The sequence below is a fragment of the Gemmiger sp. genome (assembly GCF_036306485.1).
In the GTDB taxonomy this organism is placed as follows: Bacteria; Bacillota; Clostridia; order Oscillospirales; family Ruminococcaceae; genus Gemmiger.
On the sequence record NZ_JAXJZK010000051.1, the window covers coordinates 72,331 to 97,770 of the forward strand.

At 58.6% G+C, this 25,440-nt stretch carries 28 protein-coding genes, 1 riboswitch and 1 other annotated feature; of the genes, 23 read left to right on the plus strand and 5 right to left on the minus strand.

What is annotated here, in order from left to right; all coding sequences use genetic code 11:
* Window positions 1-20 precede the first annotated feature (20 nt).
* From U0L91_RS10930 to U0L91_RS11030, 21 genes are all read left to right on the plus strand, one after another.
* Window positions 21-992 carry a stage III sporulation protein AE gene (locus U0L91_RS10930; RefSeq protein WP_330046898.1) on the plus strand — a complete coding sequence of 324 codons (972 nt, stop codon included), beginning with the start codon at window positions 21-23 and terminating at the stop codon, window positions 990-992.
* 14 nt (window positions 993-1,006) lie between these two features.
* Entirely contained in the window at window positions 1,007-1,429 is a 423-nt protein-coding gene (locus tag U0L91_RS10935) for an SPOR domain-containing protein (protein WP_330046900.1), read from the plus strand.
* On the plus strand, window positions 1,426-1,947 hold the full coding sequence (locus U0L91_RS10940; RefSeq protein WP_330046902.1) for a stage III sporulation protein AG: 522 nt from the start codon (window positions 1,426-1,428) through the stop codon (window positions 1,945-1,947). The genes U0L91_RS10935 and U0L91_RS10940 overlap by 4 nt, the downstream gene beginning before the upstream one ends.
* A 12-nt stretch (window positions 1,948-1,959) precedes the next feature.
* Window positions 1,960-2,601 carry a SpoIIIAH-like family protein gene (locus U0L91_RS10945; protein WP_330046903.1) on the plus strand — a complete coding sequence of 214 codons (642 nt, stop codon included), beginning with the start codon at window positions 1,960-1,962 and terminating at the stop codon, window positions 2,599-2,601.
* Window positions 2,602-2,703: 102 nt separating this feature from the next.
* Window positions 2,704-3,066: an Asp23/Gls24 family envelope stress response protein gene (locus U0L91_RS10950; protein WP_330046905.1), complete on the plus strand. Its 363-nt coding sequence runs from the start codon at window positions 2,704-2,706 to the stop codon at window positions 3,064-3,066.
* Between the two features lie 24 nt (window positions 3,067-3,090).
* A complete protein-coding gene (gene nusB / locus U0L91_RS10955) occupies window positions 3,091-3,519 on the plus strand; it encodes a transcription antitermination factor NusB (RefSeq protein WP_330046907.1) in 429 nt (142 codons plus the stop codon).
* A complete protein-coding gene (locus U0L91_RS10960) occupies window positions 3,513-4,460 on the plus strand; it encodes a tRNA (adenosine(37)-N6)-threonylcarbamoyltransferase complex transferase subunit TsaD (RefSeq protein WP_330046909.1) in 948 nt (315 codons plus the stop codon). Before nusB ends, U0L91_RS10960 begins: the two co-directional genes overlap by 7 nt.
* Window positions 4,439-5,677, plus strand: coding sequence for an exodeoxyribonuclease VII large subunit (xseA, locus tag U0L91_RS10965; RefSeq protein WP_330046911.1), 1,239 nt, complete (start codon window positions 4,439-4,441; stop codon window positions 5,675-5,677). Before U0L91_RS10960 ends, xseA begins: the two co-directional genes overlap by 22 nt.
* A complete protein-coding gene (gene xseB, locus U0L91_RS10970) occupies window positions 5,655-5,882 on the plus strand; it encodes an exodeoxyribonuclease VII small subunit (RefSeq protein WP_330046913.1) in 228 nt (75 codons plus the stop codon). The genes xseA and xseB overlap by 23 nt, the downstream gene beginning before the upstream one ends.
* Window positions 5,883-5,899: 17 nt before the next feature.
* Entirely contained in the window at window positions 5,900-6,787 is an 888-nt protein-coding gene (locus U0L91_RS10975) for a polyprenyl synthetase family protein (RefSeq protein WP_330046915.1), read from the plus strand.
* Window positions 6,788-6,806: 19 nt separating this feature from the next.
* Window positions 6,807-7,274, plus strand: a complete 468-nt coding sequence (locus tag U0L91_RS10980) for a divergent PAP2 family protein (RefSeq protein WP_330046917.1) — start codon at window positions 6,807-6,809, stop codon at window positions 7,272-7,274.
* A gap of 24 nt (window positions 7,275-7,298) precedes the next feature.
* Window positions 7,299-9,170 (plus strand): 1-deoxy-D-xylulose-5-phosphate synthase, encoded by a 1,872-nt coding sequence (gene dxs / locus U0L91_RS10985; protein WP_330046918.1) that lies wholly within the window; start codon window positions 7,299-7,301, stop codon window positions 9,168-9,170.
* Window positions 9,170-9,988 (plus strand): TlyA family RNA methyltransferase, encoded by an 819-nt coding sequence (locus tag U0L91_RS10990; RefSeq protein WP_330046920.1) that lies wholly within the window; start codon window positions 9,170-9,172, stop codon window positions 9,986-9,988. Before dxs ends, U0L91_RS10990 begins: the two co-directional genes overlap by 1 nt.
* A gap of 22 nt (window positions 9,989-10,010) precedes the next feature.
* Window positions 10,011-10,856, plus strand: coding sequence for an NAD(+)/NADH kinase (locus U0L91_RS10995; RefSeq protein ID WP_330046922.1), 846 nt, complete (start codon window positions 10,011-10,013; stop codon window positions 10,854-10,856).
* A gap of 7 nt (window positions 10,857-10,863) precedes the next feature.
* Window positions 10,864-11,328, plus strand: a complete 465-nt coding sequence (locus tag U0L91_RS11000) for an arginine repressor (RefSeq protein WP_330046924.1) — start codon at window positions 10,864-10,866, stop codon at window positions 11,326-11,328.
* A gap of 35 nt (window positions 11,329-11,363) precedes the next feature.
* A complete protein-coding gene (gene recN / locus U0L91_RS11005) occupies window positions 11,364-13,034 on the plus strand; it encodes a DNA repair protein RecN (RefSeq protein WP_330046925.1) in 1,671 nt (556 codons plus the stop codon).
* A 58-nt stretch (window positions 13,035-13,092) separates the two neighbouring features.
* Window positions 13,093-13,357: a binding site (T-box leader), on the plus strand.
* A 65-nt stretch (window positions 13,358-13,422) separates the two neighbouring features.
* Window positions 13,423-14,643, plus strand: a complete 1,221-nt coding sequence (gene tyrS, locus U0L91_RS11010) for a tyrosine--tRNA ligase (RefSeq protein WP_330046926.1) — start codon at window positions 13,423-13,425, stop codon at window positions 14,641-14,643.
* A 141-nt stretch (window positions 14,644-14,784) separates the two neighbouring features.
* A complete protein-coding gene (gene radA, locus U0L91_RS11015; RefSeq protein WP_330046927.1) occupies window positions 14,785-16,188 on the plus strand; it encodes a DNA repair protein RadA in 1,404 nt (467 codons plus the stop codon).
* Window positions 16,189-16,210: 22 nt separating this feature from the next.
* Window positions 16,211-17,080, plus strand: a complete 870-nt coding sequence (locus U0L91_RS11020; RefSeq protein WP_330046929.1) for an enhanced serine sensitivity protein SseB C-terminal domain-containing protein — start codon at window positions 16,211-16,213, stop codon at window positions 17,078-17,080.
* Between the two features lies 1 nt (window position 17,081).
* The gene (locus U0L91_RS11025) at window positions 17,082-18,008 is read left to right on the plus strand and encodes a DUF7916 family protein (protein ID WP_330046932.1); all 927 of its coding nucleotides are present in this window, start codon (window positions 17,082-17,084) and stop codon (window positions 18,006-18,008) included.
* A gap of 206 nt (window positions 18,009-18,214) precedes the next feature.
* Complete coding sequence (locus U0L91_RS11030) at window positions 18,215-19,261, plus strand: tyrosine recombinase XerC (RefSeq protein ID WP_330046933.1); 1,047 nt, start codon at window positions 18,215-18,217, stop codon at window positions 19,259-19,261.
* On the opposite strand, the gene U0L91_RS11035 is transcribed toward U0L91_RS11030, so the two are convergent.
* The 5 genes from U0L91_RS11035 to queA all read right to left on the minus strand — a co-directional run bounded on the left by U0L91_RS11035 (window position 19,229) and on the right by queA (window position 22,995).
* Complete coding sequence (locus U0L91_RS11035; protein ID WP_330046934.1) at window positions 19,229-19,870, minus strand: hypothetical protein; 642 nt, start codon at window positions 19,868-19,870, stop codon at window positions 19,229-19,231. The genes U0L91_RS11030 and U0L91_RS11035 overlap by 33 nt on opposite strands.
* Window positions 19,870-20,313, minus strand: coding sequence for a TIGR04086 family membrane protein (locus tag U0L91_RS11040; RefSeq protein ID WP_330046936.1), 444 nt, complete (start codon window positions 20,311-20,313; stop codon window positions 19,870-19,872). Before U0L91_RS11040 ends, U0L91_RS11035 begins: the two co-directional genes overlap by 1 nt.
* A gap of 66 nt (window positions 20,314-20,379) precedes the next feature.
* On the minus strand, window positions 20,380-20,742 hold the full coding sequence (gene yajC / locus U0L91_RS11045; protein WP_330046938.1) for a preprotein translocase subunit YajC: 363 nt from the start codon (window positions 20,740-20,742) through the stop codon (window positions 20,380-20,382).
* 72 nt (window positions 20,743-20,814) lie between these two features.
* Window positions 20,815-21,948: a tRNA guanosine(34) transglycosylase Tgt gene (gene tgt / locus U0L91_RS11050; RefSeq protein WP_330046940.1), complete on the minus strand. Its 1,134-nt coding sequence runs from the start codon at window positions 21,946-21,948 to the stop codon at window positions 20,815-20,817.
* An 18-nt stretch (window positions 21,949-21,966) separates the two neighbouring features.
* Window positions 21,967-22,995 (minus strand): tRNA preQ1(34) S-adenosylmethionine ribosyltransferase-isomerase QueA, encoded by a 1,029-nt coding sequence (queA, locus tag U0L91_RS11055; RefSeq protein WP_330046941.1) that lies wholly within the window; start codon window positions 22,993-22,995, stop codon window positions 21,967-21,969.
* Between the two features lie 83 nt (window positions 22,996-23,078).
* Window positions 23,079-23,258, plus strand: a riboswitch (Lysine riboswitch).
* Between the two features lie 165 nt (window positions 23,259-23,423).
* Between queA and asd the strand changes: the two genes are divergently transcribed.
* Both asd and dapA read left to right on the plus strand, forming a co-directional pair.
* The gene (gene asd / locus U0L91_RS11060; RefSeq protein WP_330046943.1) at window positions 23,424-24,503 is read left to right on the plus strand and encodes an aspartate-semialdehyde dehydrogenase; all 1,080 of its coding nucleotides are present in this window, start codon (window positions 23,424-23,426) and stop codon (window positions 24,501-24,503) included.
* 21 nt (window positions 24,504-24,524) lie between these two features.
* Window positions 24,525-25,421, plus strand: coding sequence for a 4-hydroxy-tetrahydrodipicolinate synthase (gene dapA, locus U0L91_RS11065; protein WP_330046945.1), 897 nt, complete (start codon window positions 24,525-24,527; stop codon window positions 25,419-25,421).
* Window positions 25,422-25,440: the final 19 nt, after the last annotated feature.

A 25,440-nucleotide genomic window follows, 5' to 3' on the forward strand; every position in this document is an offset into this window, starting at 1 on the left:
CCCAGGAGCTCCCCGGTGACGTGCAGTCCATTCTGCGGCAGAGCGGCCTTTCCTCGGACAGTGTGCTGGGGCTGGACCTCTCCGGCCTGCTGGACATGCTGTTCGGATGGATTTCCGGCACCGTTGCAGAACCGCTGCATCTGGCACGTCAGGCCATCCTGTTTCTTTTGCTCTCCTGCGGGGTGGGGATGCTGCTGGACAAGAACCGATGGCGCCCTTGTCTCGATGGCATCACCGTTCTTGCATTCGGAACCCTCTGCCTTTCTGCCATGATGCAGCTGGTTCAAAGCGTCGCTTCCGCGGCAAAGACCAGCCAGGCCTATCTGACCGGCTTCATCCCGGTATTCAGCGGCATCTCCCTGCTGGCCGGACAAAAGGCGGGGGCCACCGTCTACAGCACGATGTTCTATGCCATGTCGGCCTTCCTGTCCACCGCGATCGAGTATCTGCTTTTGCCGGTTCTCGAGATCTATTTCTGCTTTGCGGTCTGCAGTGCCATCTGGGGCAGCGGCGGAATCGGGGAAGCCGCCGGGCTGTTTTCCCGCTGCTTTTCTCTGCTGCTCAAATGGAGCGGCCGTCTGTTTGCTTTCGTGCTGGGGCTGCAGAACATTCTGGCCTATAACTCGGATCGTGCGGCGCTGCGGGTCGGCAAAGGACTCCTCTCCACCGCTGTGCCTCTGGTGGGGGATGCCGCCGCCGCTGCGCTGTCCGGTGCCGCCGCGGCTATCCAGCTTCTCAAAGGTTCCCTGGCACTGGCAGTTCTTGCCGCTCTCGCAGCTGCGTTCGTTCCGGTCCTGCTGCAATGCGGTCTGTACTGGCTGGCGTTCTCCTGCGCCGGAATCGTGGCCTCCGGCAGCGGACAGAAGCAGTGCGGTCAGATCTGCCGTCTTTTCGGGGAGGGAGCCCGCCTGTGCGGTTCCGTCGCGATTCTGTATTTTTTCATGGTGATCCTGTCCACAGCGCTTCTGCTGATCGGCGGAAATGGAGGATAAACAGGATGGACTCTGTGCGTTATTTTGCTCTGCGGTGCTGTATTCTGAGCGCCCTGGCCGGCATGATCCGCACGTTCTGGCCAGACAGTGCACTCAAATCCGTCATAAATTCGGTGCTCACGCTGTATATTATAGCGTCGGTCCTCCAGGGGGTGACCGGTGCGGACTGGCTGCAGTTTGCCGGGGATCTGCGGGACTGGGCACAGCAGGGGACTGCCATCCCGGATTATTCCGGGTATCTCGAGGAACTCGGGACGGAGGAATCCGCCAAGGCTTTGCAGGATCTTCTGCGGCAAAACGGCATTGAATCCACCGTCCTCCCGGAGCAGGACGGTATCCGGGTCCGGCTGGTTTATCCGGCAGACCGGGAAGAGGCTGCTGCACTGCTGGAGGAATACGGCGGCGGTATCCGCTATACCCTGGAGGACACACAATGAAGTTTCCGAGCGATGCCGCCGCAGTGCTGCGCGGCGTTTGGGGCGACGAGAAAAAGAGAACCGGACTTCTGGTTGCGGGCGGCATTCTCGGAATGCTGCTGATCGGCGTTTCCGAATGGATTCCCGAACCGGCCGCTGCCGCACCGGACGTGCAGACATCCGATACCGCCTATGTCTGCGAGCTGGAGAACCGTCTGTGCGAGCTGATTTCCCAGATGGACGGTGCCGGGCAGACCCGTGTCATGGTCACGCTGGAATCGGATCAGGAGACCGTCTATGCCAAGGATACCGAGACCAGTACCACCGAAACCCAGCAGACCTCCCGTTCCAGCCATGTGCTGACGAGCGGAAATTCCGAAGGTCTGGTCGAGACCGTACAGGAGCCGCAGGTCCGCGGCGTTGCAGTCCTTTGCGAAGGGGGCGATCAGCCCGGCATCCAACTCCGGATCACCGAACTTGTCAGCGTCCTGACCGGCGCCGGCGCAAATCATATCACGGTCAACAAACTGCAGACATAAGGAGGAAAGGGTATGAAAAGCAACGCAAAAGGGCGGGGCATCACGCTGGCAATTCTGACACTGGCGCTAGGCGGTGCGGTGTATCTGAACTGGTCCTTCTCGAACAAGGTCCCGCAGGCGGCCCAGACCGCCGAGGACTCGTCCGCGACGCAGACCGTCTCCGCCGTGGAGGACACCGCCCAAGACCAGGCACAGGCCGTATTTGATCCGCTGACGGCAGAGACCGAGTCCGTCGATGACAAGGCTTCCAAAAATTACGGGGAGGCCCAGCTTGTCAGCGTCAGCAAAGACTCCGGCGAGGAGTTTTTCGAGCAGGCACGGCTGTCCCGCTCCAAGGCACGGGACGAGGCACTGGATACCATCAAGAAAACCCTGAAGAACGCCGACCTCAGCGAGGAGGAAAAGGAAAAGATCACGCAGCAGCTTGAAGAGCAGGTCAGCAGCATCACCGTCGAGTCCAGCGTGGAGAATCTGATCAAGTCCAAAGGCTTTGCCGACTGCGTGGTGAGCCTGGGCAGCGGGCGGGCGGAGATCACCGTCATGACCGAAAACGATGCCCTGACGGCGGATGAAGTCACCCGTATCCGGGATGAGGTGCTGAGCAAATGCACCGATCTGAGCGCACAGGATATTACCGTTGTGGAGGTAAAATAACCCCCGGCATCGGTTGCAAACGCCGCTGATTTGTGGTAAACTGTCTACAGATCATTACCAAAATCGGACGCCGGCGACGATCCGGCAGCGGGAGGATAGAAAATGGATGTACGCAATACAGTTGACGGCAGCCTGCAGATTTCTACAGACGTTCTGGCCAAGATCGCGCGTCTTGCGGCGCTTGAGATCGATGGCGTCGCCGATGTTTCTTCCGGAACCATGCAGAGCGTGCAGGGAATTCTGAGCAAGGCCAGCTTGCAGAAGCCCGTCACAGTGGAGCTGAATGACGGTGTTGCCTCGGTTCAGATCCACATCATCTCCAAGTACGGCTGCAAGATCATGCCGGTCTGTGCCAAGGTGCAGGAGAACGTCAAGCAGACCATCCAGAACATGACGGGAATCACGGTTTCCCGCGTGGATGTGATCGTGGCGGGCCTTGCCGAAGCCGAAGAAGCACAAGCATAACGAACAGGATTGGACAGTTATACCATGGAACAGAATCTTACCCGCCGCGAAGCGCGTGAAAATGCGTTTCTTGCGGCCTTTTCCGCGACGTTTCACCCCGATGATCCGCAGCCGATGCTGCTGAATCAGCCGGAATCCCATGAACATCCGCTGGATGTGTTTTCCCTGCGTCTGCTGCATGATATGCAGGACCATGCGCAGGAAATCGATGCCGTGATCACGGCCAACCTCAAGGGCTGGACGCTGTCGCGTGTGTCCCGCGTCAGTCTGGTTGCCATCCGGCTGGCTCTGGCAGAGATGTTGTACGGCGATGAGAAGAAACCCGGTGTTGCCATCAACGAGGCCGTCGAGCTGGCCAAAAAGTATGGCGCGGACAGCGATTATCAGTTTGTCAACGGTCTGCTCGGCACCGTAGCCCGGGCACAGGGCGATCAGCCTGCACCGTCATGCTGACCCTGGGGATTGATACGAGCAACTACGCAACCTCTCTGGCCGTGTTCGACACCGACGCCGGAGAGGTTGTTTGTGATTGCAAACGCTTCCTGCCCGTCAAGGCAGGGCAGTTGGGACTGCGGCAGAGTGATGCGCTGTTTCATCACACGGCAGCCCTTCCGGATCTGATCCGCGAGATTGCCGGCAAAGCCGACCTGCGCCTTGTCGGGGCAGTCGGGGTCTCGGCGCGGCCCAGACCCGTCGAAAAATCCTATATGCCGTGTTTTCTTGCCGGCGTCAATGCCGCGACGGCCTTCTGCGCCGCCCGCGGGATTCCGCTTGTCAGAACCACCCATCAGCAGGGGCATATTGCCGCCGCTTTATTTGCTGCGCGCGGGGAAGAGCTGTTCGGACGGCAGGAGCTGGTTTTCCATGTGTCCGGCGGCACCACCGATCTGCTGCTCTGTGACGGGCCCGACAAGATTGTCGGTCTCGGCACCAGTCTGGACCTTTATGCCGGACAGGCCGTGGATCGTCTCGGCGTCCGGCTCGGATACGGGTTCCCGGCCGGCAGTTATGTCAGCGAACTGGCGGAGACCTGTACCGAGCCCGTCCGCCCCAAGGTCAGCGTGCAGGGCATGAACTGCCACCTGTCGGGGCTGCAGAACCAGTGTGAACGGCTGCTTGCCGAAGGGCACAGTCCCGCCTATGTCTGCAACTATTGTCTGCTCTGCGTGGCCGAAACCCTCTTCCGTATGGCCTCGGCGGCCTTGCAGGAGCATCCGGGTCTGCCGGTGGTATTTGCGGGCGGCGTGATGAGCAGCAGTGTCGTGCGCCGGTATATCACCCAACGCATGCCCCAGGCTGCCTTTGTGCCGGGGAAATTTGCCAGTGACAACGCCATCGGTGTTTCCATCCTGGCGGCAAGGGAGGTCGACGCATGGCCGAATACATCGATGTAACCACGCTGAACCGCCTGGCCAAACAGTTCCTGGCACAGTGCGAACCGCTGAACAACCTGATTGTCTGTGGCGAGATTTCCAACTTCGTGCGGCATCAGAAGAGCGGGCACTGCTATTTCACGCTCAAGGACGAGAACGCCTCCATCAAGTGCGTCATGTTCCGGGACAAGGCCCGTCTGTTGGGGTTTCCGCCGCAGAACGGGATGCGTGTGCTCGCGTACGGGTATGCGACGATTTACGAACGGGACGGAGCTTTTCAGCTGTATTGTGAATTCCTGCGCCCCTTCGGGGCCGGTGCCGCCCAGATGGCATTTGACGCACTCAAGAAAAAGTTGGGCGCGGAAGGTCTCTTTGATCCTTCGCGCAAGCGTGCCCTTCCGCCTGTCCCGCACTGCATCGGCGTGGTCACCTCCAAGACCGGCGCGGCACTGCAGGATATCCGGCAGGTTATGTCCCGCCGCTGGCCGATGATCCGGCTGCTGCTGGCACCGGTCAATGTGCAGGGACTGCTGGCAGAACAGCAGATTGTCGAGGCAATCCGCCGTCTGGATGCCGATCCCCGGCCGGATCTCATCCTTGTAACCCGGGGCGGCGGCAGCAAAGAGGATCTTTGGGTGTTCAACAGTGAAAAGATCGCCCGTGCCGCCTTTGCCTGCCATAAACCGGTGGTGTCCGCTGTCGGGCATGAGATTGACACAACGATTCTGGATTATGTTGCGGACCTCCGCGCCCCGACACCTTCCGCTGCGGCGGAACTCTGTGTGCCTGATCAGGCCGAAGTGCGCCGAAAAATATTCATTGCCGAACAAAATATTCAAAAAAATATACAGTCCCGCTTGGAAATATGCTATAATAAGTTCAATGAGCTTTCCGCCATGCGGATGATGCAGCGGGAGCAGGAGAATCTGAGCCAAAAAGCACGCCGGCTGGACGAACTGACCTCTTCTGTCCGGGATGCAGCACATACCCGGTGCAGCCGCGGATACACCGGCCTGCAGAACGCTGCGGCGCTGGCCGCATCGCTGAATCCTTATGCAGTGCTGAGCCGCGGTTATACCATGCTCCAGGACCCGGACGGGCATTGTGTGCCTGTCGGGAACCTGAAGCCCGGACAGCAGATCATGGTGACGGGTCGCGACGCCTGTGCCAAATGTACCGTAAATACGATTGGTAAACGCTCTGTGAGGCAGATTGATGAAGAACCCCAAAACATTTGAGGACGGCCTGCAGCGTCTGCAGAACGTCTTGGAACAGATGCAGGATGACAACACCACGCTGGACCAGTCCGTCAAGCTTTATGCCGAGGCGGCACAGCTGATCCGGTTTTGCAACGATACCCTGAACAAGGCAAAAATTCAGATTGACGAGATCGACGCGACGCTGGCGCCTGCAGAGGACCAGCCGCAGCCGGAAGCCGACTGAGAAAGGGGAGGACCTGTATGGACCCGGCAACCTATCAGACACAATACCACGAATTTGCTTCGCAGACCGAACAGCGTCTGCAGCATCTGTGTGACTGTTATCTGCCCGAGCGCGCGCAGATCGGGCGTGCGGCCCGATACAGTCTGCTCTGCGGCGGCAAACGGGTGCGCGCCGTTCTGGTCCTGGCCAGTGCCCGCCTGTGCGGCGCGGACTGGAACACGGCGCTGGATTATGCAGCGGCCATTGAGATGCTGCATTGCTATTCGCTGATTCACGATGACCTGCCCTGCATGGACAACGACGACTACCGCCGCGGACGGCTGAGCTGCCACAAACAGTTCGGGGAATCCACGGCTCTGCTGGCTGCCGATGCACTCGTGACCGCTGCGTTTGAGGTCCTGGCCAATGCCGCACTGCCGGCCCAGAGCCGTGCTGCGGCGGCCGGGCATCTTGCCTTTGCGGGCGGCGCGCGGGGAATGCTGTTCGGCCAGGAACTGGACAAACGGTATGAGACCTGCCGCGCCACCGAGGAACAGCTGCTGGAACTGCATGCCCACAAGACCGGCGCACTGATCATTGCCGCGGCGGAGCTCGGCTGTGACGCTGCCGATGCCGCAGACCCGGTCCGCACATCGCTCAGGGCCTATGCGGCCGAGCTTGGTCTTGTGTTCCAGATTGTCGATGACATTCTGGATGTGACATCCACCACCGAGGAGCTCGGAAAGCCGGTGGGCAGCGATGCGGAAAACGACAAGACCACGTTTGTGACGCTTTATGGCCTGGACGGTGCCCGCACGCTGGCACAGCAACACAATGAAGCAGCCCTGCGGGCTTTGGACTCGTTTGGTCCGGAGGCGGATTTTCTCCGGGAAATGGCCCGTGAACTGCTGAAGCGCAACAAATAACCATAAGGAGAGATCCCCGATGGCTCTTTTGCTGAAGGCGTTGAGCTGGAATTATGTTCTTGTAACGGCTTTGGTCAGCTCCATCCTCGCACAGCTGATCAAGGTGCTTCTCAATCTGATTATTCTGGGACGGTTTATTCCCGAACGACTGTGGGGAGCGGGCGGTATGCCCAGTGCCCACTCTGCCACTGTCTGTGCCATGGTCGTTGCCACCGGCCGGTATTGCGGCACCGGCTCGACGGAATTCGCCTTGGCGCTGATTGTCTCCATCATCGTCATGTATGACGCCATGGGTGTGCGCCGGGAAACCGGAGAGCAGGCCAAGGTGCTCAACCGGATGCTGAGCGAGTGGATGGATCAGGAATCGGAAATTCTGCCGTTCCTAGGAGACCGCAAACTCAAAGAAATGGTGGGTCATACCCCCATCCAGGTTCTGACCGGCGCCGTTTTCGGCGTGATGATCGGTTTTGTAATGCCGATGGCATGAACTGACTGAACGAGGTATGTAAAAATGAGTTATCCTTATCTGGACCGGATGAAGGAGCCCGGAGACGTCAAAAAGCTTCTTCCGCAGGAGCTTCCGCTGCTCTGTGCGGATATCCGCCGCTTCCTGATCGACAGCGTATCCTCAACGGGAGGACATCTTTCTTCCAATCTCGGCGTGGTTGAACTGACGGTTGCCCTGCACCGCGTTCTGAATCTGCCGACGGACAAGATCCTGTTCGATGTAGGACATCAATGTTATACCCACAAACTTCTCACCGGCCGCCGGGAAGGTTTCTCCCATCTGCGTCAGAAGGACGGGATTTCCGGCTTTCCCTCCCCGCGTGAGAGTTCCTGTGACACCTTCATTGCCGGACACGGCAGCACGGCGCTGTCCACAGCGATCGGCGTTGCACGCGCCAAAAAGATCAAGGGCGAGCCCGGCAAGGTGGTCGCCATCATCGGCGACGGCGCCTTCACGGGCGGCATGGTCTATGAAGGCATGAACAATGTGGGGAACCTGAACAATCTGATTGTCGTGCTCAATGACAACAAGATGTCCATCTCCAAGAATGTCGGCCAGATGGCCAATTATCTGACCAAGCTCCGGACCGATCCCAAATACTTTCACGCCAAAGCCCGCATGGAGACCGCCCTGGACCGAATTCCTGTCGTGGGCGGTGATCTGGTCAAACTGCTGCAGGACGGCAAAAAAGTGATCCGGCGCGGCATCTACCATTCCACGATGTTCGAGGAGATGGGCTTCCAGTATATCGGACCCGTGGACGGTCACGATGTCCTGGAACTGATCCGCCTCTTCACCAACCTGCAGGAACAGTTTTCTCCGATTTTCCTGCATATTGTGACCCGCAAAGGCAAGGGACTCAAACCTGCCGAGGAAAATCCCGGTGAGTTCCACAGTGTCTCTGCATTTGATCTGAACCATCTGACCAACCCCGAAGTATCCCCGAAGGATTCCTTCTCGACGGTCTTCGGCACCCGTCTGGCGGAACTGGGACAGCAGATTCCGCGGCTCTGTGCGATCACGGCGGCCATGAAATACGGAACCGGCCTGAATTTCTTCTACCACGCGATGCCGGACCGGTTCTTTGATGTCGGCATGGCGGAAGAGCATGCCGTGACTTTTGCGGCAGGGCTGGCCAGCCAGGGAATTCTGCCGGTCGTGGCCATCTACTCCACCTTCTTCCAACGTGCCTACGATCAGATGATCCACGACGTTCATCTGATGGATCTGGATGTTATCTTTGCCGTGGATCGCGCCGGCCTTGTTCCCGCAGACGGAGAAACGCATCAGGGAATCTACGATCCGGGATTTTTCAGCCAGATCGGGATTCCGACCTTCTCACCCGCCAACTATGCGGAACTGCAGTACTGGCTGGACCGTCTTGTCGGGACGATGTCCGGTCCCCGTGCCATCCGCTATCCGCGCGGGGGAGAAAAGCCTGCCTTGGCGGCGCTGGGCTGCTCCGGCAGTCTGTATGACATGATCTCGGTCCATGAAGGGGCCGATACCGTCCTGGTCAGCTACGGTGCGGAGAGTGAAGAACTTCTTGCTGCAGCCGATCTTCTGGCCGAACAGGGTGTTGCAGCGGATTGCTGCAAGCTGGTCCAGATCTATCCGCTGCCGGAAGGTCTGTGCGACCGGCTCCGCTCTTACCACACCATCCTGTTTGCCGAGGAGGCCGTTCCGGTCGGAAGCATCGGGCAGCAGCTCTGTGTTGCCCTGCAGCAGACCGGGTGGCAGGGAAGTTTCCTGCATTGCAGCGTGGATAATACCCGTCTGCTCCATGCAACGGTACCGCAGCTCCGGATGGATCAGGGACTGGACGGTGCGTCGCTGGCCCGGAAAGTCCTCCAACATCGAAAGGCGGTGTCCTGATGAAACTTCGTCTTGACCAGTACCTGTGTCAAAACGGATATACCCAAAGTCGTGAACGTGCAAAAGCGCTGATCATGTCGGGAATTGTTTTTGTCAACGAGCAGAAAGCCGACAAGGCCGGTGACCTTGTGCCGGAAGGCGCCAAGGTGGAGGTGCGCGGTCACGACATCGGTTATGTGAGCCGCGGCGGCCTCAAACTGGAAAAAGCCATGGAGGTCTTCCCGATGAAACCGGACGGCAAGATCTGCATGGATATCGGTGCTTCCACCGGCGGCTTCACAGACTGTATGCTCCAGAACGGCGCGGTCAAGGTCTATGCCGTCGATGTGGGATATGGGCAGCTTGCCTGGAGTCTGCGCACCGATGCCCGCGTTGTCAATATGGAACGGACCAACATCCGCAATGTAACACCGGAAGATTTGCAGGACCGGATCGAGTTTTTCAGCGTGGATGTGTCCTTTATTTCTCTCAAGCATATTTTCCCGGTCGCAGATGCCATCTGCACGCCGGATGCGGTGGGCGTCTGCCTGGTCAAGCCGCAGTTTGAGGCCGGCCGCGAAAAGGTCGGCAAGAAAGGCGTCGTGCGGGACCCCGCCACCCACAGGGAGGTCCTTCACACGGCGCAGCAGTACGCTCTGGCCAACCATTTCACGGCAGCCGGCCTGGACTTTTCTCCCATCAAGGGACCGGAAGGCAACATCGAATTCCTGATGTATGTCCGTCATTCCGAAACGCCGCAGCCGCTGCCGGACGGTCTGATCGAACAGACTGTGGCCGCTGCCCATACGGCACTGGACAAGGCCCCGAATCTGCACTGAACCGGCCGGAAAGAGGGATGTTATGCAGGTTTTGCTTCTGCCAAACCGAATGAAAGATACCGATCTGACGGTAACCCGGCAGATCGTGACGCTGCTGTGCGGTATGGGTGCCGGACCGCTTCTTCCCGATGAATTTTCTGCCGATCTTCCGGGGTCCGGTGCCCGCTTCATGCCGTATCCGGAGGCCTTCCGACAGGCCGACCAGATCATCACGGTGGGCGGTGACGGGACGCTGCTCCGGGCTTCGGCGGACTGCTTGAAATATGGCAAACCGGTCCTGGGCGTCAATCTGGGTCGTGTCGGGTTTCTGGCCACCTGTGAGGTCAGTGAACTGCCCCGCAAGCTCTCCCTGCTGGTGGAGGGGAATTTTGCCATCGAGCCCCGGCGTCTTCTGCGCGCCGAGGTTACCGCCCACGGTTGGATTCAGACCGCCATGAATGACATTGTTCTGTTCGGCAATTCCCGGCTGCATCCGATGGATTATACCATCTACTGCGACGGCGCTTTTGTGGCGCGTTACCGCAGCGACGGTGTGATTGCCGCGACCCCCACCGGGTCCACCGCCTATTCGCTTTCCGCCGGAGGGCCGGTTCTGGACGCCAAGGCCCCGGTGATGGTGCTGACGCCGGTCTGTGCGCACAGTGTCCGTGCCGTCCCGCTGGTATTTTCTTCTGACAGACGCCTGACGGTGGTCGCCGAAAAGGACAACCGGGAAACCGTCTATGTCAGCGCCGACAGCAACGCCCGCTGTGACCTGCAGCCCGGTGAAGCCGTGAATATCTCTACGGCTCCCGATCAGCTGGGACTGATCACCTTCGGCGGCACCGAACAGTTCCATGCCATTGAAACCAAACTGATGAGGAGATGAGACGGCCATGAAAAGTGCACGTCATCAGGCCATTCTGGACCTGATTGAAAAATATCCCATTGACCGGCAGGAAGATCTGCTGGAGCATCTGCGACGGGAAGGCTTTGACGTCACGCAGGCCACCGTCTCCCGCGATATCCGCGAGCTGCGTCTTGTCAAAACGTCCACCGGTGACGGGCGCTATCGCTACATGTCCGCCGGCAATGCCGGCAAGGTGGCCCATTCTCCCAACCGGTTCGAGACCATCTTCCGTGAATCGGTGCTCAACGTGGACTACGCCGGCCATCTCGTGCTGGTCAAGTGCTTTTCCGGCATGGCCAACGCGGCTTGCGAAGTGTTTGATGCCAAGAGCTGGGAACATGTCGTGGGCACCCTGTCGGGTGATGATACCTTCCTGATTCTGATGAGAACCGAGGAAGATGCCGCAGAGATCACCCGTCAGCTGCAGCGGTACACGGTCCGCCGCGGCTGACAGCCGGTGTCACAAGGGAGGATGAATCACAGATCATGTTGGCAGAACTGAAAATCGAAAATGTTGCCGTGATCGAAAAGGCGGAAGTCCGGTTCACCTCCGGACTGAACGTCCTGACCGGTGAGACCGGTGCCGGCAAATCCATTATGATCGATTCCATCAATGCCATCCTGGGGAACCGGACATCCCGGGAACTGGTACGCAGCGGCGCCCAGAAGGCCCGCATCTGGGCCACCTTTGAGCAGATTCCCGCCTCGGTCCGCGACCAGGTGGAACGGTGCGGTTACGGCGCCTCCGACGATCTGCTGCTGTACCGTGAAATCAGTGCCGATGGAAAAGGCAGCTGCCGCGTCAACGGTATGCCCGCCACCGCCAGTGTGGTGCGGGATATCTCGGCCGGACTGCTGACCATCCACGGTCAGCACGACAGTACCAGTCTGACCAATCCGGCCACGCATCTGGGGCTGCTTGACCAGTACGCACAGAACGGCGCGCTCTACACCGCTTACCATGATCTGTACCGGGAACTCGTCACTGCGAAACGGGCACTGGATGCCCTGACCTCCAGCGAGGAGGAAAAACAGCGCCGCATCGCCGACCTCACCGAGGAGATCGATGCCATTGACGCCGCCGCGCTCTCTCCCGGAGAGGAAGAAACGCTGCTGGACCGTCGCAGCGTGATCACACATGCGCAGGGGATTCTGGACGGACTGATCGCCGCCCACGGTGCACTGTCCGGCGACGACGATCAGGAAACGCCCGGCGCCGCGGATCTTTTGGGAAGCGTGGCCGGGGAACTGGCCAACAGCGCCCGTCTGGATGAAAGTCTGCGGCCGCTCTCGGAACGGCTGAACGAGCTGTATTACGGCGCCCGCGAGCTGGCCACCGATCTTGCCGACCGGCTGGATGATTACGAATTTGATCCCGGGGAACTGGATCGGATCGAGGCGCGTCTTGATCAGATTTACCGGATCAAGCAGCGCTATGGTGCCACCGTCGAGGAACTTCTGGAACGGCGCAACAAGGCCGCCGAAGAGCTGGAAGGCTACCAGTCCTCTGGCAAACGCATTGCCGAACTGACCCAGCGCAAACAGGAATTGTACCGCAAAGCCAAGGAGGCGGCTGAAAATCTGACACAGTCCCGGCTCAAGGCGTTCACCCAGATGAACCGTCAGATGCGGGAAGCGCTGGAATTTCTCAATATGCCCGGCGTCCGGATGGCCCTGCGCCACCAGCGCGGCCCGCTGGCTTCGGCGGGACAGGACAATGTGGAATTCCTGATCTCCACCAACCCCGGTGAGGAACCCAAACCGCTCGCCAAAATTGCCTCGGGCGGTGAGCTTTCGCGCATCATGCTGGCCTTCAAGAGTGCGTTGGCCGACAAGGACGCCATTCCCACCGTCATCTACGATGAGATTGACACCGGCGTTTCGGGTCTGGCCGCCGGACGGATCGGTCAGAAGCTCAAACAGACCGCCCAGGGGCATCAGGTGCTCTGCATCACCCATACGCCGCAGATTGCCGCCTTTGCGGATACCCAGCTTCTGATCCAGAAAAACGTCCGCGACGACCGGACCTATACCGAGATTCATACCCTCGATCTGGACGGCCGTGTGGAAGTGCTGGCCCGGATGATTTCCGGCGACAAGGTCACCGACCTCAGCCTGGCGAACGCACGGGAGCTGATTGAAAAATCGGCCCACTGAACCGTTTTGCGCCGGAAATGCTTGACATTTCCGGCGGCATATGCTACTGTAGTCCATGTCAAATGCTTTGACGGGAACAAGTAGTCATTCTTTTGGGATGCCCAAGAGAAGCCCCGGTTGGTGCAAGGGGTCGGCAGAGAGAATGATGAATACCTCCCCGAGCAGCGGTCTGAACGCCTTTCAACCGGCAAGTAGGCACTGACGTGTGCGCACGTTACAGCGTTTGGGTGTCGCAGGGTCACACTGTCTGCCGCACCCGCGAAGGTTCCGACCGTGAGGTCCGGAACGAACAGAGGTGGTACCGCGTTTTCATCGCCCTCTGCCAAATTTCACCGTTTGGCAGGGGCGTTTTTCTTTGCCCTTGCCGCATTTCAAGGAGGTAGTTCCCATGACAATCTATGAAGAGCTCAAAGCCCGCGGCCTGATCGCCCAGGTCACCGACGAGGAAGAAATCCGTGATCTGATCAACAACGGCAAGGCCACCTTCTACATCGGCTTTGACTGCACGGCCGACAGTCTGACGGCAGGCCATTTCATGGCGCTGACCCTGATGAAGCGTCTGCAGATGGCCGGCAACAAGCCCATTGCCCTGATCGGCGGCGGCACGACGATGATCGGTGACCCGTCCGGGCGCACCGATATGCGCAAGATGCTCACCAAAGAGGATATCGCGCACAACGCCGAGTGCTTCAAGCGCCAGATGGAGCGCTTCATCGAATTCGGTGACGGCAAGGCCCTGATGCTCAACAACGCCGACTGGCTGCTCAACCTGAACTATGTGGAGCTGCTGCGCGAGGTCGGCGCCTGCTTCAGCGTCAACAACATGCTGCGCGCCGAATGCTACAAGCAGCGCATGGAAAAGGGTCTGTCCTTCCTTGAATTCAACTACATGATCATGCAGAGCTACGACTTCTATCACATGTTCCAGCATTACGGTTGCAACATGCAGTTCGGCGGCGACGATCAGTGGAGCAATATGCTGGGCGGCACCGAACTGATCCGCCGCAAACTGGGCAAGGATGCCTATGCCATGACCATCACGCTGCTGACCGACAGCCAGGGCAAAAAGATGGGCAAGACGGCCGGCAATGCGGTCTGGCTGGACCCCAACAAGACCTCTCCGTTCGAGTTCTATCAGTATTGGCGCAATGTGGGTGACGCCGATGTTCTCAAGTGCATCCGGATGCTGACCTTCCTGCCGCTGGAGCAGATCGACGAGATGGATCATTGGGAAGGCGAGCAGCTCAACCGCGCCAAGGAAATCCTGGCGTTTGAGCTGACCAGCATGGTTCACGGCAAAGAAGAGGCCGAAAAGGCCCAGAACACGGCGCGTGAACTGTTTACCGGCAGCGCCGACAATGAACATATGCCCACCACAGCACTGGACCCGTCCCTCGTCAAGGACGGCGGCATCGGTCTGCTGTCCGCCATGGTGGCTGCCAAGCTGTGCGGCTCCAACCGGGAGGCACGCCAGCTGGTGCAGCAGGGCGGTGTCCTGGTCAACGGCGAGAAGGTTTCCGATCCCAAGGCGGTTCTGACGGTGGAAGCACTGCAGAGCGGCGTCGTGATCAAAAAAGGCAAAAAGACCTACCATAAAGTAACGCTGTAATCCTTGTGAGGCTGTCGTTTCCGGGAAGATCCGGGAGCGGCGGCCTTCTTTTTGCAAATTCCATATCATTTCCGCTCCGCCCTTGCCCAACCACCGGAATTGGACTATAATAGGGAAGGACTTCATTTTCCGGAGGAAACCATGCCAAAAGAAAAACTGAAAACCATCTATGTCTGTACACAGTGCGGGGAAACCAGTCCGCGCTGGCTGGGGCGCTGCCCCTCCTGCGGGTCCTGGAATACGATGACGGAAGACGTCGTGGCGGAGCCCACCAAAAGTTCTTCCGGCCGTTCCGCCGTACCGGCCCGTGTGACCGGGCAGACAAGCCTCAAACCTCTCAAACTCAAAAATGTCAGCACCTCGGAGGAAAAGAGCCGCATCGTCACCGGCATCCATGAACTGGACCGGGTGTTGGGCGGCGGCATCGTGCTGGGAAGCGTCATCCTGATCGGCGGCGAACCCGGCATCGGCAAATCCACGATTCTGCTGCAGCTCTGCGGGGAGGTCTCCCGCACGCACAGCGTCCTGTATGTGACGGGCGAGGAGTCTGTCCGCCAGATCAAGCTGCGTGCGGTCCGGCTGGATGTTCCGCAGGAAAATATCTCCCTGGTTGCGGAAAGCGATGTGGACGAAATCTGCGGCCTGATCGAATCGATGAAGCCGGACCTTGTGGTGATTGACTCGATTCAGACAATGCGCTGCGCCGATGTGGCATCCTCGTCGGGAACCGTCAGCCAGGTCAAGGAAAGTGCCGCCCGCTTTCTGAATGTCGCCAAAACCAACGAGATTCCGACCTTTATTGTCGGCCACGTCAACAAGGACGGCGCCATTGCCGGCCCGAAGGTTATGGAACATATCGTGGATACGGTCCTGTATTTTGAGGGCGACAAGACCTTGCCGTATCGGGTGCTGCGGGCGGTAAAAAACCGCTATGGTTCCACCAACGAGATCGGTATGTTTGACATGACGGGCAGGGGACTGGAACAGATTGAAAATCCTTCCCAGGTCATGCTGGAAGGCCGTCCGATCGGCATTTCCGGGACCTGCGTCGCCTGTGTGATGGAGGGTACCCGTCCGGTTCTGAGCGAGATCCAGGCGCTCGTGACCAAAACGGCTTTTCCCAGCCCGCGCCGGACGGCGAGCGGGTTTGACTATAACAGGATGTATCTGCTGCTGGCCGTACTGGAAAAACGGGCCGGCTACGTCTTCGGCAATCAGGACGTATATGTCAATATCATCGGCGGGCTGCGTCTGGACGAAACTGCCTGCGACCTGCCGGTCTGTATGGCGATGGCTTCCAGCCTGCTGGACCTGCCGATCCCCGAAAAGACACTGGCCATCGGGGAAGTCGGCCTGGGCGGGGAAGTGCGCAGCGTTCCGCATCTGGAGACCCGGCTGCGGGAGGCTCAGCGCGTGGGATTTGATACGGCCATTGTCCCGCGTCATAACCTGAAAATGCTCGACCAGAGCCAGTTCCCAGGGCTGCACCTCATCGGGGTTGCATTCCTGCGGGAGGCCATCAACGCCGTCAAGCTGAAAAAATGAGAAGGACGAGAAGGAGACTATCATGAGTGAACAACCCAAACCGAAAAAGCTGACCATCGCCAATCCCGAACTGAAAAAGGCGGCCGCTACGCTCCGTGCAGAAAACACCCCTCAGAATTTCAATGCCGTGATCAATCAGCTGATGCGCGGCGTTTTCCTGGCCCCGGGCAAAATCGATCCGGGCAGTGTTCCGCCCAAACCCGATGAGATGGGACGGGTCAAGCTGCCCAAGGATACCAAAATCACCTTTGCGCTTCTCAAGGCCTCGGACGGCAAGTCTTTCTTTACGGCGTTCACCGATGAGGAAGAACTGAAGAAATGGAAGGGGATTCCCACCAACCAGAACATGCTGCTGCGCTTTGACGACTATGCGCGGATGCTCAGCGGGAACGACAAGGTTTCGGGCTTTGTCTTGAATCCGTTCAGCGACAATCTCCGCTTCTCCAAAGAGATGGTGGAAACGCTCAAAAAGCAGCGCGACGAACTGGTCGCCAAAGCAGCCGCCGCCAAGCAGGCCGCTCTGCGTCAGTCCCAGATCAAGGCCGGCGACAAGGTCACGATTGTGGAGCCTTCCGTCTATCCGGATGAGCTGCTTGACCCACTGTGCGAAACGCTGGAGAAATATCCTTCCGTCGCGGCTGCCTTCCTGCAGATCATGGTGATCAACGGCAAGGACAAGAGTTATCTGCTGGTTCTGGATGCGCCGAAAGACGAAACGCTGTTCAAGGACGTGGCGCTGGCGTGCCGTACATTCCTGGCCGGCAACGAAAAGAAGATGAACCTGAACATCACGACCTCCGCTTCGCCGCTCGGCCAGCAGGGAATGCGCGGCAGTGAAGCCTTCTATCTCAAGGGACAGGGTCGGATCCGCGACGAGGACGAGGAGGACTGAGATGACCAAGCGCCTTCTGGACTGCACCGCATCGGAGCTGATGCGCTTTGGAAAAGCCGAACTCTTTGCCTCCATTGCCGGCTGTGAGGGCCGTGTGCTCGCCTGCGAGACCATCGGCATCACCCAGCCGCTGCTCGGGGATGTCACCAATGCGGAGTATGCTGCCTCTCTGGGTGCCGACATTCTGCTGCTGAATATGCTGGATGTCCGGAATCCCGTACTCCAGGCGCTTCCCGAGGTTGCTCCCGAGCAGCGCATCCGGGAATTGAAGCGCCTGACCGGTCGGGTAATCGGGATCAATCTGGAGCCTGTGGACCCGCAGGCCGCCCAGTGCAACGCCGGCACACTGTGGGAAATGTCCCCGGGACGCCTTGCCACGCCGGAGAACGCGCTGCGTGCGCGGGATCTGAGCGTGGATCTGATCGTATTGACGGGCAATCCGGGGAACGGCGTCACCAATGAAGCCATTGTGGACTCTCTGCGACGTATGCGGGATGTGGTCGGGGAGGATCTGCTCCTGGCCGCCGGCAAAATGCATGGGGCGGGCGTTCTGTCCCAGAGCGGAGACAGGATCATGACCCGCGCCGACGCTGCAGCGTTTATGGATGCCGGAGCCGATATCATCCTGGTGCCCGCTCCGGGAACGGTGCCCGGCATCACGGTGGAATCGGTGCATGCCATCGCCGATGATGTCCATGCCAGAGGCAGACTGCTGCTCACAGCCATCGGCACCTCGCAGGAGGGCGCGGATGTCTCCACCATCCGCCGCATCGCCCTGATGTGCAAAATGGCAGGAGCAGACATTCACCATATCGGTGATACCGGTGTTCCGGGTATGGCGCTTCCGCAAAACATTCTGGCGTATTCGATTGCCATCCGCGGGGAACGCCATACTTACCGCAGAATGGCTTCCTCGGTCAACCGCTGATACGACCCAGACAAACCAATACGCAAAACCGCCGGCTCCTTTGCGGTGCCGGCGGTTTTCTTTCTGCGATTGTATCGGTTCTCTCAAAAGCTGCAGCGGGATTTCCGGAAAGGCCTTGACAGGGAGGGATCCCGGATGCTATCATGAATTCATAATATCCTATTTCGCTAAAGATAAGTTTAGCGAAATATAGGGGAGGGATTTTCATGAGTTCCTACATCGACGCCGCACACCCGGACCGTCACGAACCGTACCGCGATATTCCGGATGATGTGATTGAATACCTGCATTATCTCGATATTGTCAAACTGCGTTCTCCGCGCACGATCAACGGATACTACCTTGATCTGCGCGGGTTCTTCCGGTTCATGATGGTCAGCTGGGGTCTGGCCGCGGCCGATGCTCCGGCCGAGTCCATTCCGCTGGAACAGATCACAACCCGGCAGATCCGTACCATCCGCAAACGGGACATCCTCAATTATCTGGATTACGCCAGAAGCAACGAAAACGGTGCCAAAGCCCGTGCCCGCAAGCTCAGCGCCCTGCGGGGCTTTTTCGGATACCTGTGTACGCAGGTCAACAAACTGGACGAAAATCCGACGGAAAATCTGAGTCTGGGCAGCCCGAAAAAAGCACTTCCCAAATATCTGACCAAGGATGAAAGCCTCGATTTGTTAAATAATATACAAAGCGACTTCTATGAGCGGGATTATTGCATTCTGACGTTATTTCTGAACTGCGGGATGCGTCTTGCCGAACTGATTACCATGAACCTGGGAGATTTCCGCGATGATACAATCAGGATCACCGGCAAAGGCAACAAAGAACGGCTTGTCTACCTGAATTCTGCCTGCAAATCGGCCCTGGAACATTATCTGCCCAAGCGTGCGGCTCTGCCCAATCTGAAAGATCAGCAGGCTTTGTTTGTATCCAAACGGACCGGAAAGCGTCTTTCGGCACGCCGTGTGGAGCAGATCGTCGCACACTGCCTGCAAACGGCCGGACTGGACGGCCGCGGCTATTCGCCGCACAAACTGCGCCACACGGCCGCCACACTGATGTATCAGGGCGGTGTGGACATGCTGGCACTCAAGGAAATTCTCGGACACGAGAATGTATCTACCACACAGATTTATACCCACATCAATCAGCAGCAGCTCCGCAAAGCGGTGGAGTCCTCCCCTCTTGCAGATACGAAATACATTCCGCCCAAGACGCCCTCAGAGGAGGACACCGGCGAAGAGGACCGCTGATGCTGCAAACACGAGATTTGCCCCGGCGCCAACCGCCACCGCAATCAGATACCGCACAATAAGCTGTCGGATCGGTGCCGTCAGACCGGCACGGCCTCCCGAAAAGGCACAGCGGATCAGGCCCGCACTGAGCAGATAGGCTCGGCCCGCGAGCCAGAGCAGCAGCAAAAGCAGTCCGAGGTCCGGCAGGCAGCTCAGCAGCCAATGAACCACCAGACCGCGCACGCCCTGTGCCAGGTAGACACCGGAGGCACACAGTCCCATCAATATCCCTTTTGCCGCAAAAAAGATTCCTAAAAAGATGCTGCCGCCGACATGGAATCCGCAGAGCATCACAGCGGTCGCCTGCAAAAACATGCCGGACAGAAACCGCACATAGACCGTCCAAAAGGCTGCATAATTCTGCTTGTCCATCCGGAAGGCAGCAAGTGCCGCACCATAGGTTTCCTCGCCACGTCGTCCGGCCGGAATCCCGATCAGATATCCGATGAAGAAGAGCACCGCAAACGTAAGGACCGCCGTCAGCGGTCCCGCCGTACGCTGATGCAGAGTCTGACGGTGTTCCCCTTCCGCAATCGGATTTCCGGCAATGCTTCTCGCGGCCCGCATCAGTGCGCCGCCGAGCCCTGTGCACGAAGGGCGCTGACACCGCCGCCCAGCGCGCCGCCGAGCAGCACCGCCGCGAGCATGGACGCATTGGTGCGGTCAATGGCCGGGATTCTGCCGCTGAGCAGCGTAACGCCGAGCAGCAGCATGCAGCAGAATGCACCGCATCCCAGACCGCAGAGCAGACGTTTCTGCTGCACTCCGCGCGCCAGAACCAGTGCCGCCGCCATCGTCCCGAATGCTGCTGCCGTACAGGAAAAACCGCGCATCATCTCGAGCGGCCACTCGGTTCGCGCAAAGAGCTGTGCGAATACGACGAGAAGCAGGAGTGCGGTTCCTGCGCCGCAGACCACACTTTGGAGCAAAACCAGGATCAGGTTGGACTTTTCACGGCGCGCGCGGGACTTGATCCGCGGCGGCCGGATACCGGATTTCTTCAGATTCATAAAAAGCGCCCCCTTGCATGGTACAAACTATGCAAGGGGGCGTTCAGGTATTCGCAGATCAGGAACTCAGTTCTTCTTGGCGGGCGTATCCTTCTTGGCAGCATCCTTGCCGGAAGTGCCCATGTCCAGCTTCTCGACCGAGGAGATGGCAGAACGGCGGAAACGAATCTTCACGCGGTCACTGGTCGTCTCCAGAACGAAGGTATCATCCTTTTCGTTGATGGCAGCAACACGGCCGACAACACCGCCGATGGTAACCACGGTATCGCCTACCTCAATGGAAGCACGCATGGCGGCATCCTTCTTGTCCTGCTTGCGCTGAGGCAGGTACAGAATGATGTACATAAAAACCAGGATCAGGACCATCGGCAGGAAGGTCCAGAGCACGCTCAGAGTGCCGTTCGTATCGTTGCTCAAAAATTCGATCATAGTCTGTGAACTCCTTAATTTACAAAGTTTCTCTTATTATACAGAATTCTCGTGAAAACCGCAAGGGGCAATTCAGATTCTGCTATCCAGAAGATGAACGTATTTGTCATGGAACTGCTGGAAAGTGCCGTTGTCCAGATTTTCGCGGATCTTCTCCATGAGTCGGTTGTAGAAATACAGGTTGTGCATCACGGCCAGCCGCATGCCCAGCATCTCATCCGCCTTCTGAAGATGACGGATGTAGGCCCGGCTGAAGTTCCGGCAGACCGGGCAGTCGCACTGCGGATCAATCGGGCGGTCATCCCGCTCGTATTTCAGATTCTTGATGTTGATGATGCCATCCCAGGTGAACAGATGCCCATGGCGCGCATTGCGGCTGGGCATCACGCAGTCAAACAGATCCACACCGCGATAGACGCCCTCAATGATGTTGCCGGGGGTGCCCACGCCCATCAGATACCGGATCTTGTCCTTGGGCGCGTAGGGCTCCACCGCCGAAATGATGTCATACATGACCTCGGCAGGTTCTCCGACGGCAAGACCGCCGATTGCATAGCCGTCCAGATCATACTCCGCAATCTGCTTCATATGCTCAATCCGCAGATCCCGGTAGGTACAGCCCTGGTTGATGCCGAACAGAAGCTGGTCCGGATTGACCGCCTTGCCCTCATGCTTCAGCCGCGCCATCTCGGCCTTGCAGCGGAGCAGCCAGCGGGCCGTCCGCGCGCAGCTGTTTTTGGCATACTCGTATTCGGCGGGGTTCTCGACGCACTCATCGAACGCCATGGCGATGGTGGAGCCCAGGTTTGCCTGGATCTGCATGCTCTGCTCGGGGCCCATAAAGATCTGATGGCCGTCGAGGTGCGAGTTGAAAGTCACGCCTTCCTCGGTGATATGCCGCAGCTTGGCCAGGCTGAACACCTGGAATCCGCCGCTGTCGGTCAGGATCGGGCCGTCCCACCGCGTGAACTTGTGCAGACCGCCCATATCCGCCACCACCTGATCACCGGGACGCAGATGGAGATGATAGGTGTTGCAAAGCATGACCTGGGCACGGATCTCCTTCAGGTCAAACGCGGAAAGACCGCCCTTGATGGCCGCTGCGGTCGCAACGTTCTGAAAAGCCGGCGTCTGCACCGTGCCGTGTACGGTACGGAACTCACCGCGGCGGGCGGTTCCTTCTGTCTTGATCAGGCGAAAAGGCATAGACTGTCTCCTTTTTGATTATTGGATGAACATGGCATCGCCAAAACTGAAAAAGCGATATTTCTGCTCAACGGCAACCTTGTAGGCCGCCATGGTTTTTTCGTAGCCGTAGAAAGCCGCAATGAGCATGATCAGCGTGCTTTCCGGCAGATGGAAATTGGTCACCAGTCCGTCGATGGCATGCAGCTCAACGCCCGGATACAGGAAAATATCCGTCGTACCGCTGCAGGGAATGATCTTGCCGTATTTGGCCCACACCGCTTCGAGGGTGCGGCAGCTGGTGGTTCCCACTGCAATCACGCGATGTCCTTCCGCGCGGGCCCGGTTGATGGCCTCGGCTGCGGCATCGTCCACGCAATACCATTCGGTATGCATCTGGTGCTCTTCAATTTCATCTTCACTGACCGGACGGAAGGTCCCCAGTCCGACGTGGAGGGTGATCTCGACAATATGGACACCCTTGCGGCGGATGGTATCCAGCAGTTCCGGCGTGAAATGCAGTCCCGCCGTGGGAGCTGCGGCACTGCCAAGTTCCTTGGCGTAGACGGTCTGGTACTGGCTCTGGTCCTCCAGCTGCTTGGTAATATACGGCGGCAGCGGCATCTTGCCGAACTCGTCCAGCTTCTCGTACAGCGTCTGGGTATCGTACTGGAAGGTCACATATTTGTTGCCGTCCGGCAGCGTCTCGTCGACCGTGGCGGTCAGCGTACCGTCACCGAAGCTCAGGTGCGTTCCCGCCTGCATCCGGCGTCCGGGCCGGGCAAGACATTCCCAGGTATCGCCGTGCGCCTGACGCAGCAGCAGCACTTCGCAGACTGCACCGGTCGGCACCTTGACGCCCATCAGGCGGGCAGGCAGTACCTTGGAATTGTTGACGACCAGAACGTCGCCGGCTTCGAGATAGTCCGGCAGATCCCGGAAAATCTTGTGCTCAATGGAGTCATCTTTGCGGTTCAGTACCATCAGGCGGGCGCTGTCCCGGGGATCAGCGGGTTCCTGTGCGATCAGCTCTTTGGGCAGATCATACCAAAATTCTTTTTTTAACATCGTTTGGCTTCCTTTTTGCGTTGACAAGTCAGGTTTGCAATGCTATTATTGATGAAAGCGGGCCGGCCGGAATCCGACTGACCCCGCGGCACAGAGGCGCGGATTTCATCAGTAACCCCTCGGCTATGGTCTGCCAAAGACTGGAACGGGCGGTGAAAGGGCAATCCGCCGAAGGCGATGCACGGCACGCATCGAGCCTGGGTCCGCCACCGAACAGGAGCGGAACTGTCACGCCCATCCGGACGTGTTGCGCTGTGTCGTGCAATATATAATTATATTGCATTCCGTGCCGGTTTTCAAGCCGGTTTTTTTATTATCCAGAGAAAACCGGGATAAAATTTGGCAGATCGGTCCGGTTCCCCGCAAGCCTGCCAAGTTCCCTGCATAAAAATAGGAACGGGATAGACGGAAAGGAAGGCATTTGTTTTATGAAACAGTACAAAGTCGGCGTTGTAGGCGCCACCGGCATGGTGGGCCAGCGCTTCGTCACCCTGCTCGAGAATCATCCCTGGTTCAAACTGACCGCGCTTGCCGCTTCCGCGCGTTCTGCCGGCAAGACCTATGAGGAAGCCGTGGGCGGCCGCTGGATGATGCAGACTCCCATGCCGGAGTCGGTCAAGAAGATGATGGTCATGGACGCATCCCATGTGGAGGAAGTCGCCTCCCAGGTGGATTTTGTATTCTGTGCCGTCAACATGAAGAAGGACGAAATCAAAGCCCTTGAAGAGGCTTACGCCAAAGCGGAATGCCCCGTTGTGTCCAACAACAGCGCCAACCGTTTCACGCCGGATGTCCCGATGGTCGTTCCCGAGATCAACGCCGATCACATCGAGATCATTCCCGCGCAGCGCCGCCGTCTTGGCACCAAGCGCGGCTTTATTGCCGTCAAATCCAACTGCAGCCTGCAGAGCTATGTTCCCGCCCTGCATCCGCTGATGAAGGACTATGGTGTGACCAAGTGCCTTGTCTGCACCTATCAGGCCATTTCGGGCGCCGGCAAGACCTTTGAAACCTTCCCGGAGATTCTGGACAACGTGATTCCCTACATCTCCGGCGAGGAGGAGAAGAGCGAGCAGGAGCCGCTGAAGCTGTGGGGTCACATCGAGGGTGACCGGATCGTCAGCGCCGATAGCCCGTCCATCACGGCACAGTGCCTGCGCGTTCCGGTCCTGGACGGCCATATGGGTGCCGTCTTCGTGAGCTTTGCGAAGAAGCCCACCAAGGAGGAGATTCTCAAGGCTTGGAAAGAATTCCGCGGCCCTGCGCAGGAGCTGAACCTGCCCAGCGCTCCCAAACAGTTCCTGCATTATTTTGAGGAGAACGACCGCCCGCAGCCCAAGCTTGACCGCATGCTGGAAAACGGTATGGCAGTGAGCATCGGCCGTCTGCGCGAGGATACCCAGTACGATTACAAGTTTGTCTGCCTTTCCCACAACACGCTCCGCGGCGCTGCCGGCGGCGGTGTCCTGCTTGCGGAACTGCTGGCTGCCAAAGGGTATTTTGATTGAACTTGAAGGAGAACCTATCCTATGAAACAACCAGTCTTTACCGGTGCCGGTGTGGCCATCATCACCCCGATGCACGCAGACGGTACGGTCAACTTTGAAGAGCTCGGCCGCCTGATTGACTACCAGATTGCCAATCATACCGATGCCATCATCATCTGCGGCACCACCGGCGAATCCGCCACGCTGACTCACGAGGAGCATGTGGAGTGCATCCGGTTTGCCGTCAAGCATACGGCGCACCGCATTCCGGTCATTGCAGGTACCGGCTCCAACGACACTTCCTTTGCCGTGATGATCTCCCGTCAGGCGGAGGAAGCCGGTGCAGACGCGCTGCTGCTCGTCACCCCGTACTACAACAAGACCAGCCAGGCAGGACTTGTGGCCCATTACACCGCCATTGCAAAGGCGACATCCCTGCCCTGCATCCTCTACAATGTTCCTTCCCGCACCGGCGTCAATCTGCTGCCCGCCACGCTGGCTGAGCTGGCAAAGCTGCCCAACATCAATGCCGTCAAGGAAGCCAGCGGCAACATTTCGCAGGTCGCGGAGATTGCCTCTCTCTGCGGTGATTCTCTGAACATCTATTCCGGCAATGACGATCAGATTGTTCCGCTGTTGTCTCTCGGTGCCAAGGGTGTGATCAGTGTGCTCTCCAATGTGGCGCCCCGTCAGGCGCATGACATCTGTGCCGCCTGGTTTGAGGGGAACCCCGAAAAGAGTCTGGCGCTTCAGCTCGAGGCGCTGCCTCTGTGCCATGCGCTGTTTGCCGATGTGAACCCGATTCCGGTCAAGTGGGCGATGAACCGCCTGGGCTGGAAGGCCGGTCCGCTGCGTCTGCCTCTGGTGGAGCCTTCCGCCGCCGTGCAGAAGCAGCTGGAAACCGAGCTCAAGAAATATGGTGTGCTGAAGGATGAATAAAACCAGGCCCGCAGTACCG

Excerpts from the sequence above, each read along its gene's own strand:
- U0L91_RS10940 (WP_330046902.1), top strand. The coding sequence starts at position 1,426 with ATGAAGTTTCCGAGCGATGCCGCCGCAGTGCTGCGCGGCGTTTGGGGC.
- U0L91_RS10945 (WP_330046903.1), top strand. The coding sequence starts at position 1,960 with ATGAAAAGCAACGCAAAAGGGCGGGGCATCACGCTGGCAATTCTGACA.
- U0L91_RS10950 (WP_330046905.1), top strand. The coding sequence starts at position 2,704 with ATGGATGTACGCAATACAGTTGACGGCAGCCTGCAGATTTCTACAGAC.
- nusB (WP_330046907.1), top strand. The coding sequence starts at position 3,091 with ATGGAACAGAATCTTACCCGCCGCGAAGCGCGTGAAAATGCGTTTCTT.
- U0L91_RS10960 (WP_330046909.1), top strand. The coding sequence starts at position 3,513 with ATGCTGACCCTGGGGATTGATACGAGCAACTACGCAACCTCTCTGGCC.
- xseA (WP_330046911.1), top strand. The coding sequence starts at position 4,439 with ATGGCCGAATACATCGATGTAACCACGCTGAACCGCCTGGCCAAACAG.
- xseB (WP_330046913.1), top strand. The coding sequence starts at position 5,655 with ATGAAGAACCCCAAAACATTTGAGGACGGCCTGCAGCGTCTGCAGAAC.
- U0L91_RS10975 (WP_330046915.1), top strand. The coding sequence starts at position 5,900 with ATGGACCCGGCAACCTATCAGACACAATACCACGAATTTGCTTCGCAG.
- U0L91_RS10980 (WP_330046917.1), top strand. The coding sequence starts at position 6,807 with ATGGCTCTTTTGCTGAAGGCGTTGAGCTGGAATTATGTTCTTGTAACG.
- dxs (WP_330046918.1), top strand. The coding sequence starts at position 7,299 with ATGAGTTATCCTTATCTGGACCGGATGAAGGAGCCCGGAGACGTCAAA.
- U0L91_RS10990 (WP_330046920.1), top strand. The coding sequence starts at position 9,170 with ATGAAACTTCGTCTTGACCAGTACCTGTGTCAAAACGGATATACCCAA.
- U0L91_RS10995 (WP_330046922.1), top strand. The coding sequence starts at position 10,011 with ATGCAGGTTTTGCTTCTGCCAAACCGAATGAAAGATACCGATCTGACG.
- U0L91_RS11000 (WP_330046924.1), top strand. The coding sequence starts at position 10,864 with ATGAAAAGTGCACGTCATCAGGCCATTCTGGACCTGATTGAAAAATAT.
- recN (WP_330046925.1), top strand. The coding sequence starts at position 11,364 with ATGTTGGCAGAACTGAAAATCGAAAATGTTGCCGTGATCGAAAAGGCG.
- tyrS (WP_330046926.1), top strand. The coding sequence starts at position 13,423 with ATGACAATCTATGAAGAGCTCAAAGCCCGCGGCCTGATCGCCCAGGTC.
- radA (WP_330046927.1), top strand. The coding sequence starts at position 14,785 with ATGCCAAAAGAAAAACTGAAAACCATCTATGTCTGTACACAGTGCGGG.
- U0L91_RS11020 (WP_330046929.1), top strand. The coding sequence starts at position 16,211 with ATGAGTGAACAACCCAAACCGAAAAAGCTGACCATCGCCAATCCCGAA.
- U0L91_RS11025 (WP_330046932.1), top strand. The coding sequence starts at position 17,082 with ATGACCAAGCGCCTTCTGGACTGCACCGCATCGGAGCTGATGCGCTTT.
- U0L91_RS11030 (WP_330046933.1), top strand. The coding sequence starts at position 18,215 with ATGAGTTCCTACATCGACGCCGCACACCCGGACCGTCACGAACCGTAC.
- U0L91_RS11035 (WP_330046934.1), bottom strand. The coding sequence starts at position 19,870 with ATGCGGGCCGCGAGAAGCATTGCCGGAAATCCGATTGCGGAAGGGGAA.
- U0L91_RS11040 (WP_330046936.1), bottom strand. The coding sequence starts at position 20,313 with ATGAATCTGAAGAAATCCGGTATCCGGCCGCCGCGGATCAAGTCCCGC.
- yajC (WP_330046938.1), bottom strand. The coding sequence starts at position 20,742 with ATGATCGAATTTTTGAGCAACGATACGAACGGCACTCTGAGCGTGCTC.
- tgt (WP_330046940.1), bottom strand. The coding sequence starts at position 21,948 with ATGCCTTTTCGCCTGATCAAGACAGAAGGAACCGCCCGCCGCGGTGAG.
- queA (WP_330046941.1), bottom strand. The coding sequence starts at position 22,995 with ATGTTAAAAAAAGAATTTTGGTATGATCTGCCCAAAGAGCTGATCGCA.
- asd (WP_330046943.1), top strand. The coding sequence starts at position 23,424 with ATGAAACAGTACAAAGTCGGCGTTGTAGGCGCCACCGGCATGGTGGGC.
- dapA (WP_330046945.1), top strand. The coding sequence starts at position 24,525 with ATGAAACAACCAGTCTTTACCGGTGCCGGTGTGGCCATCATCACCCCG.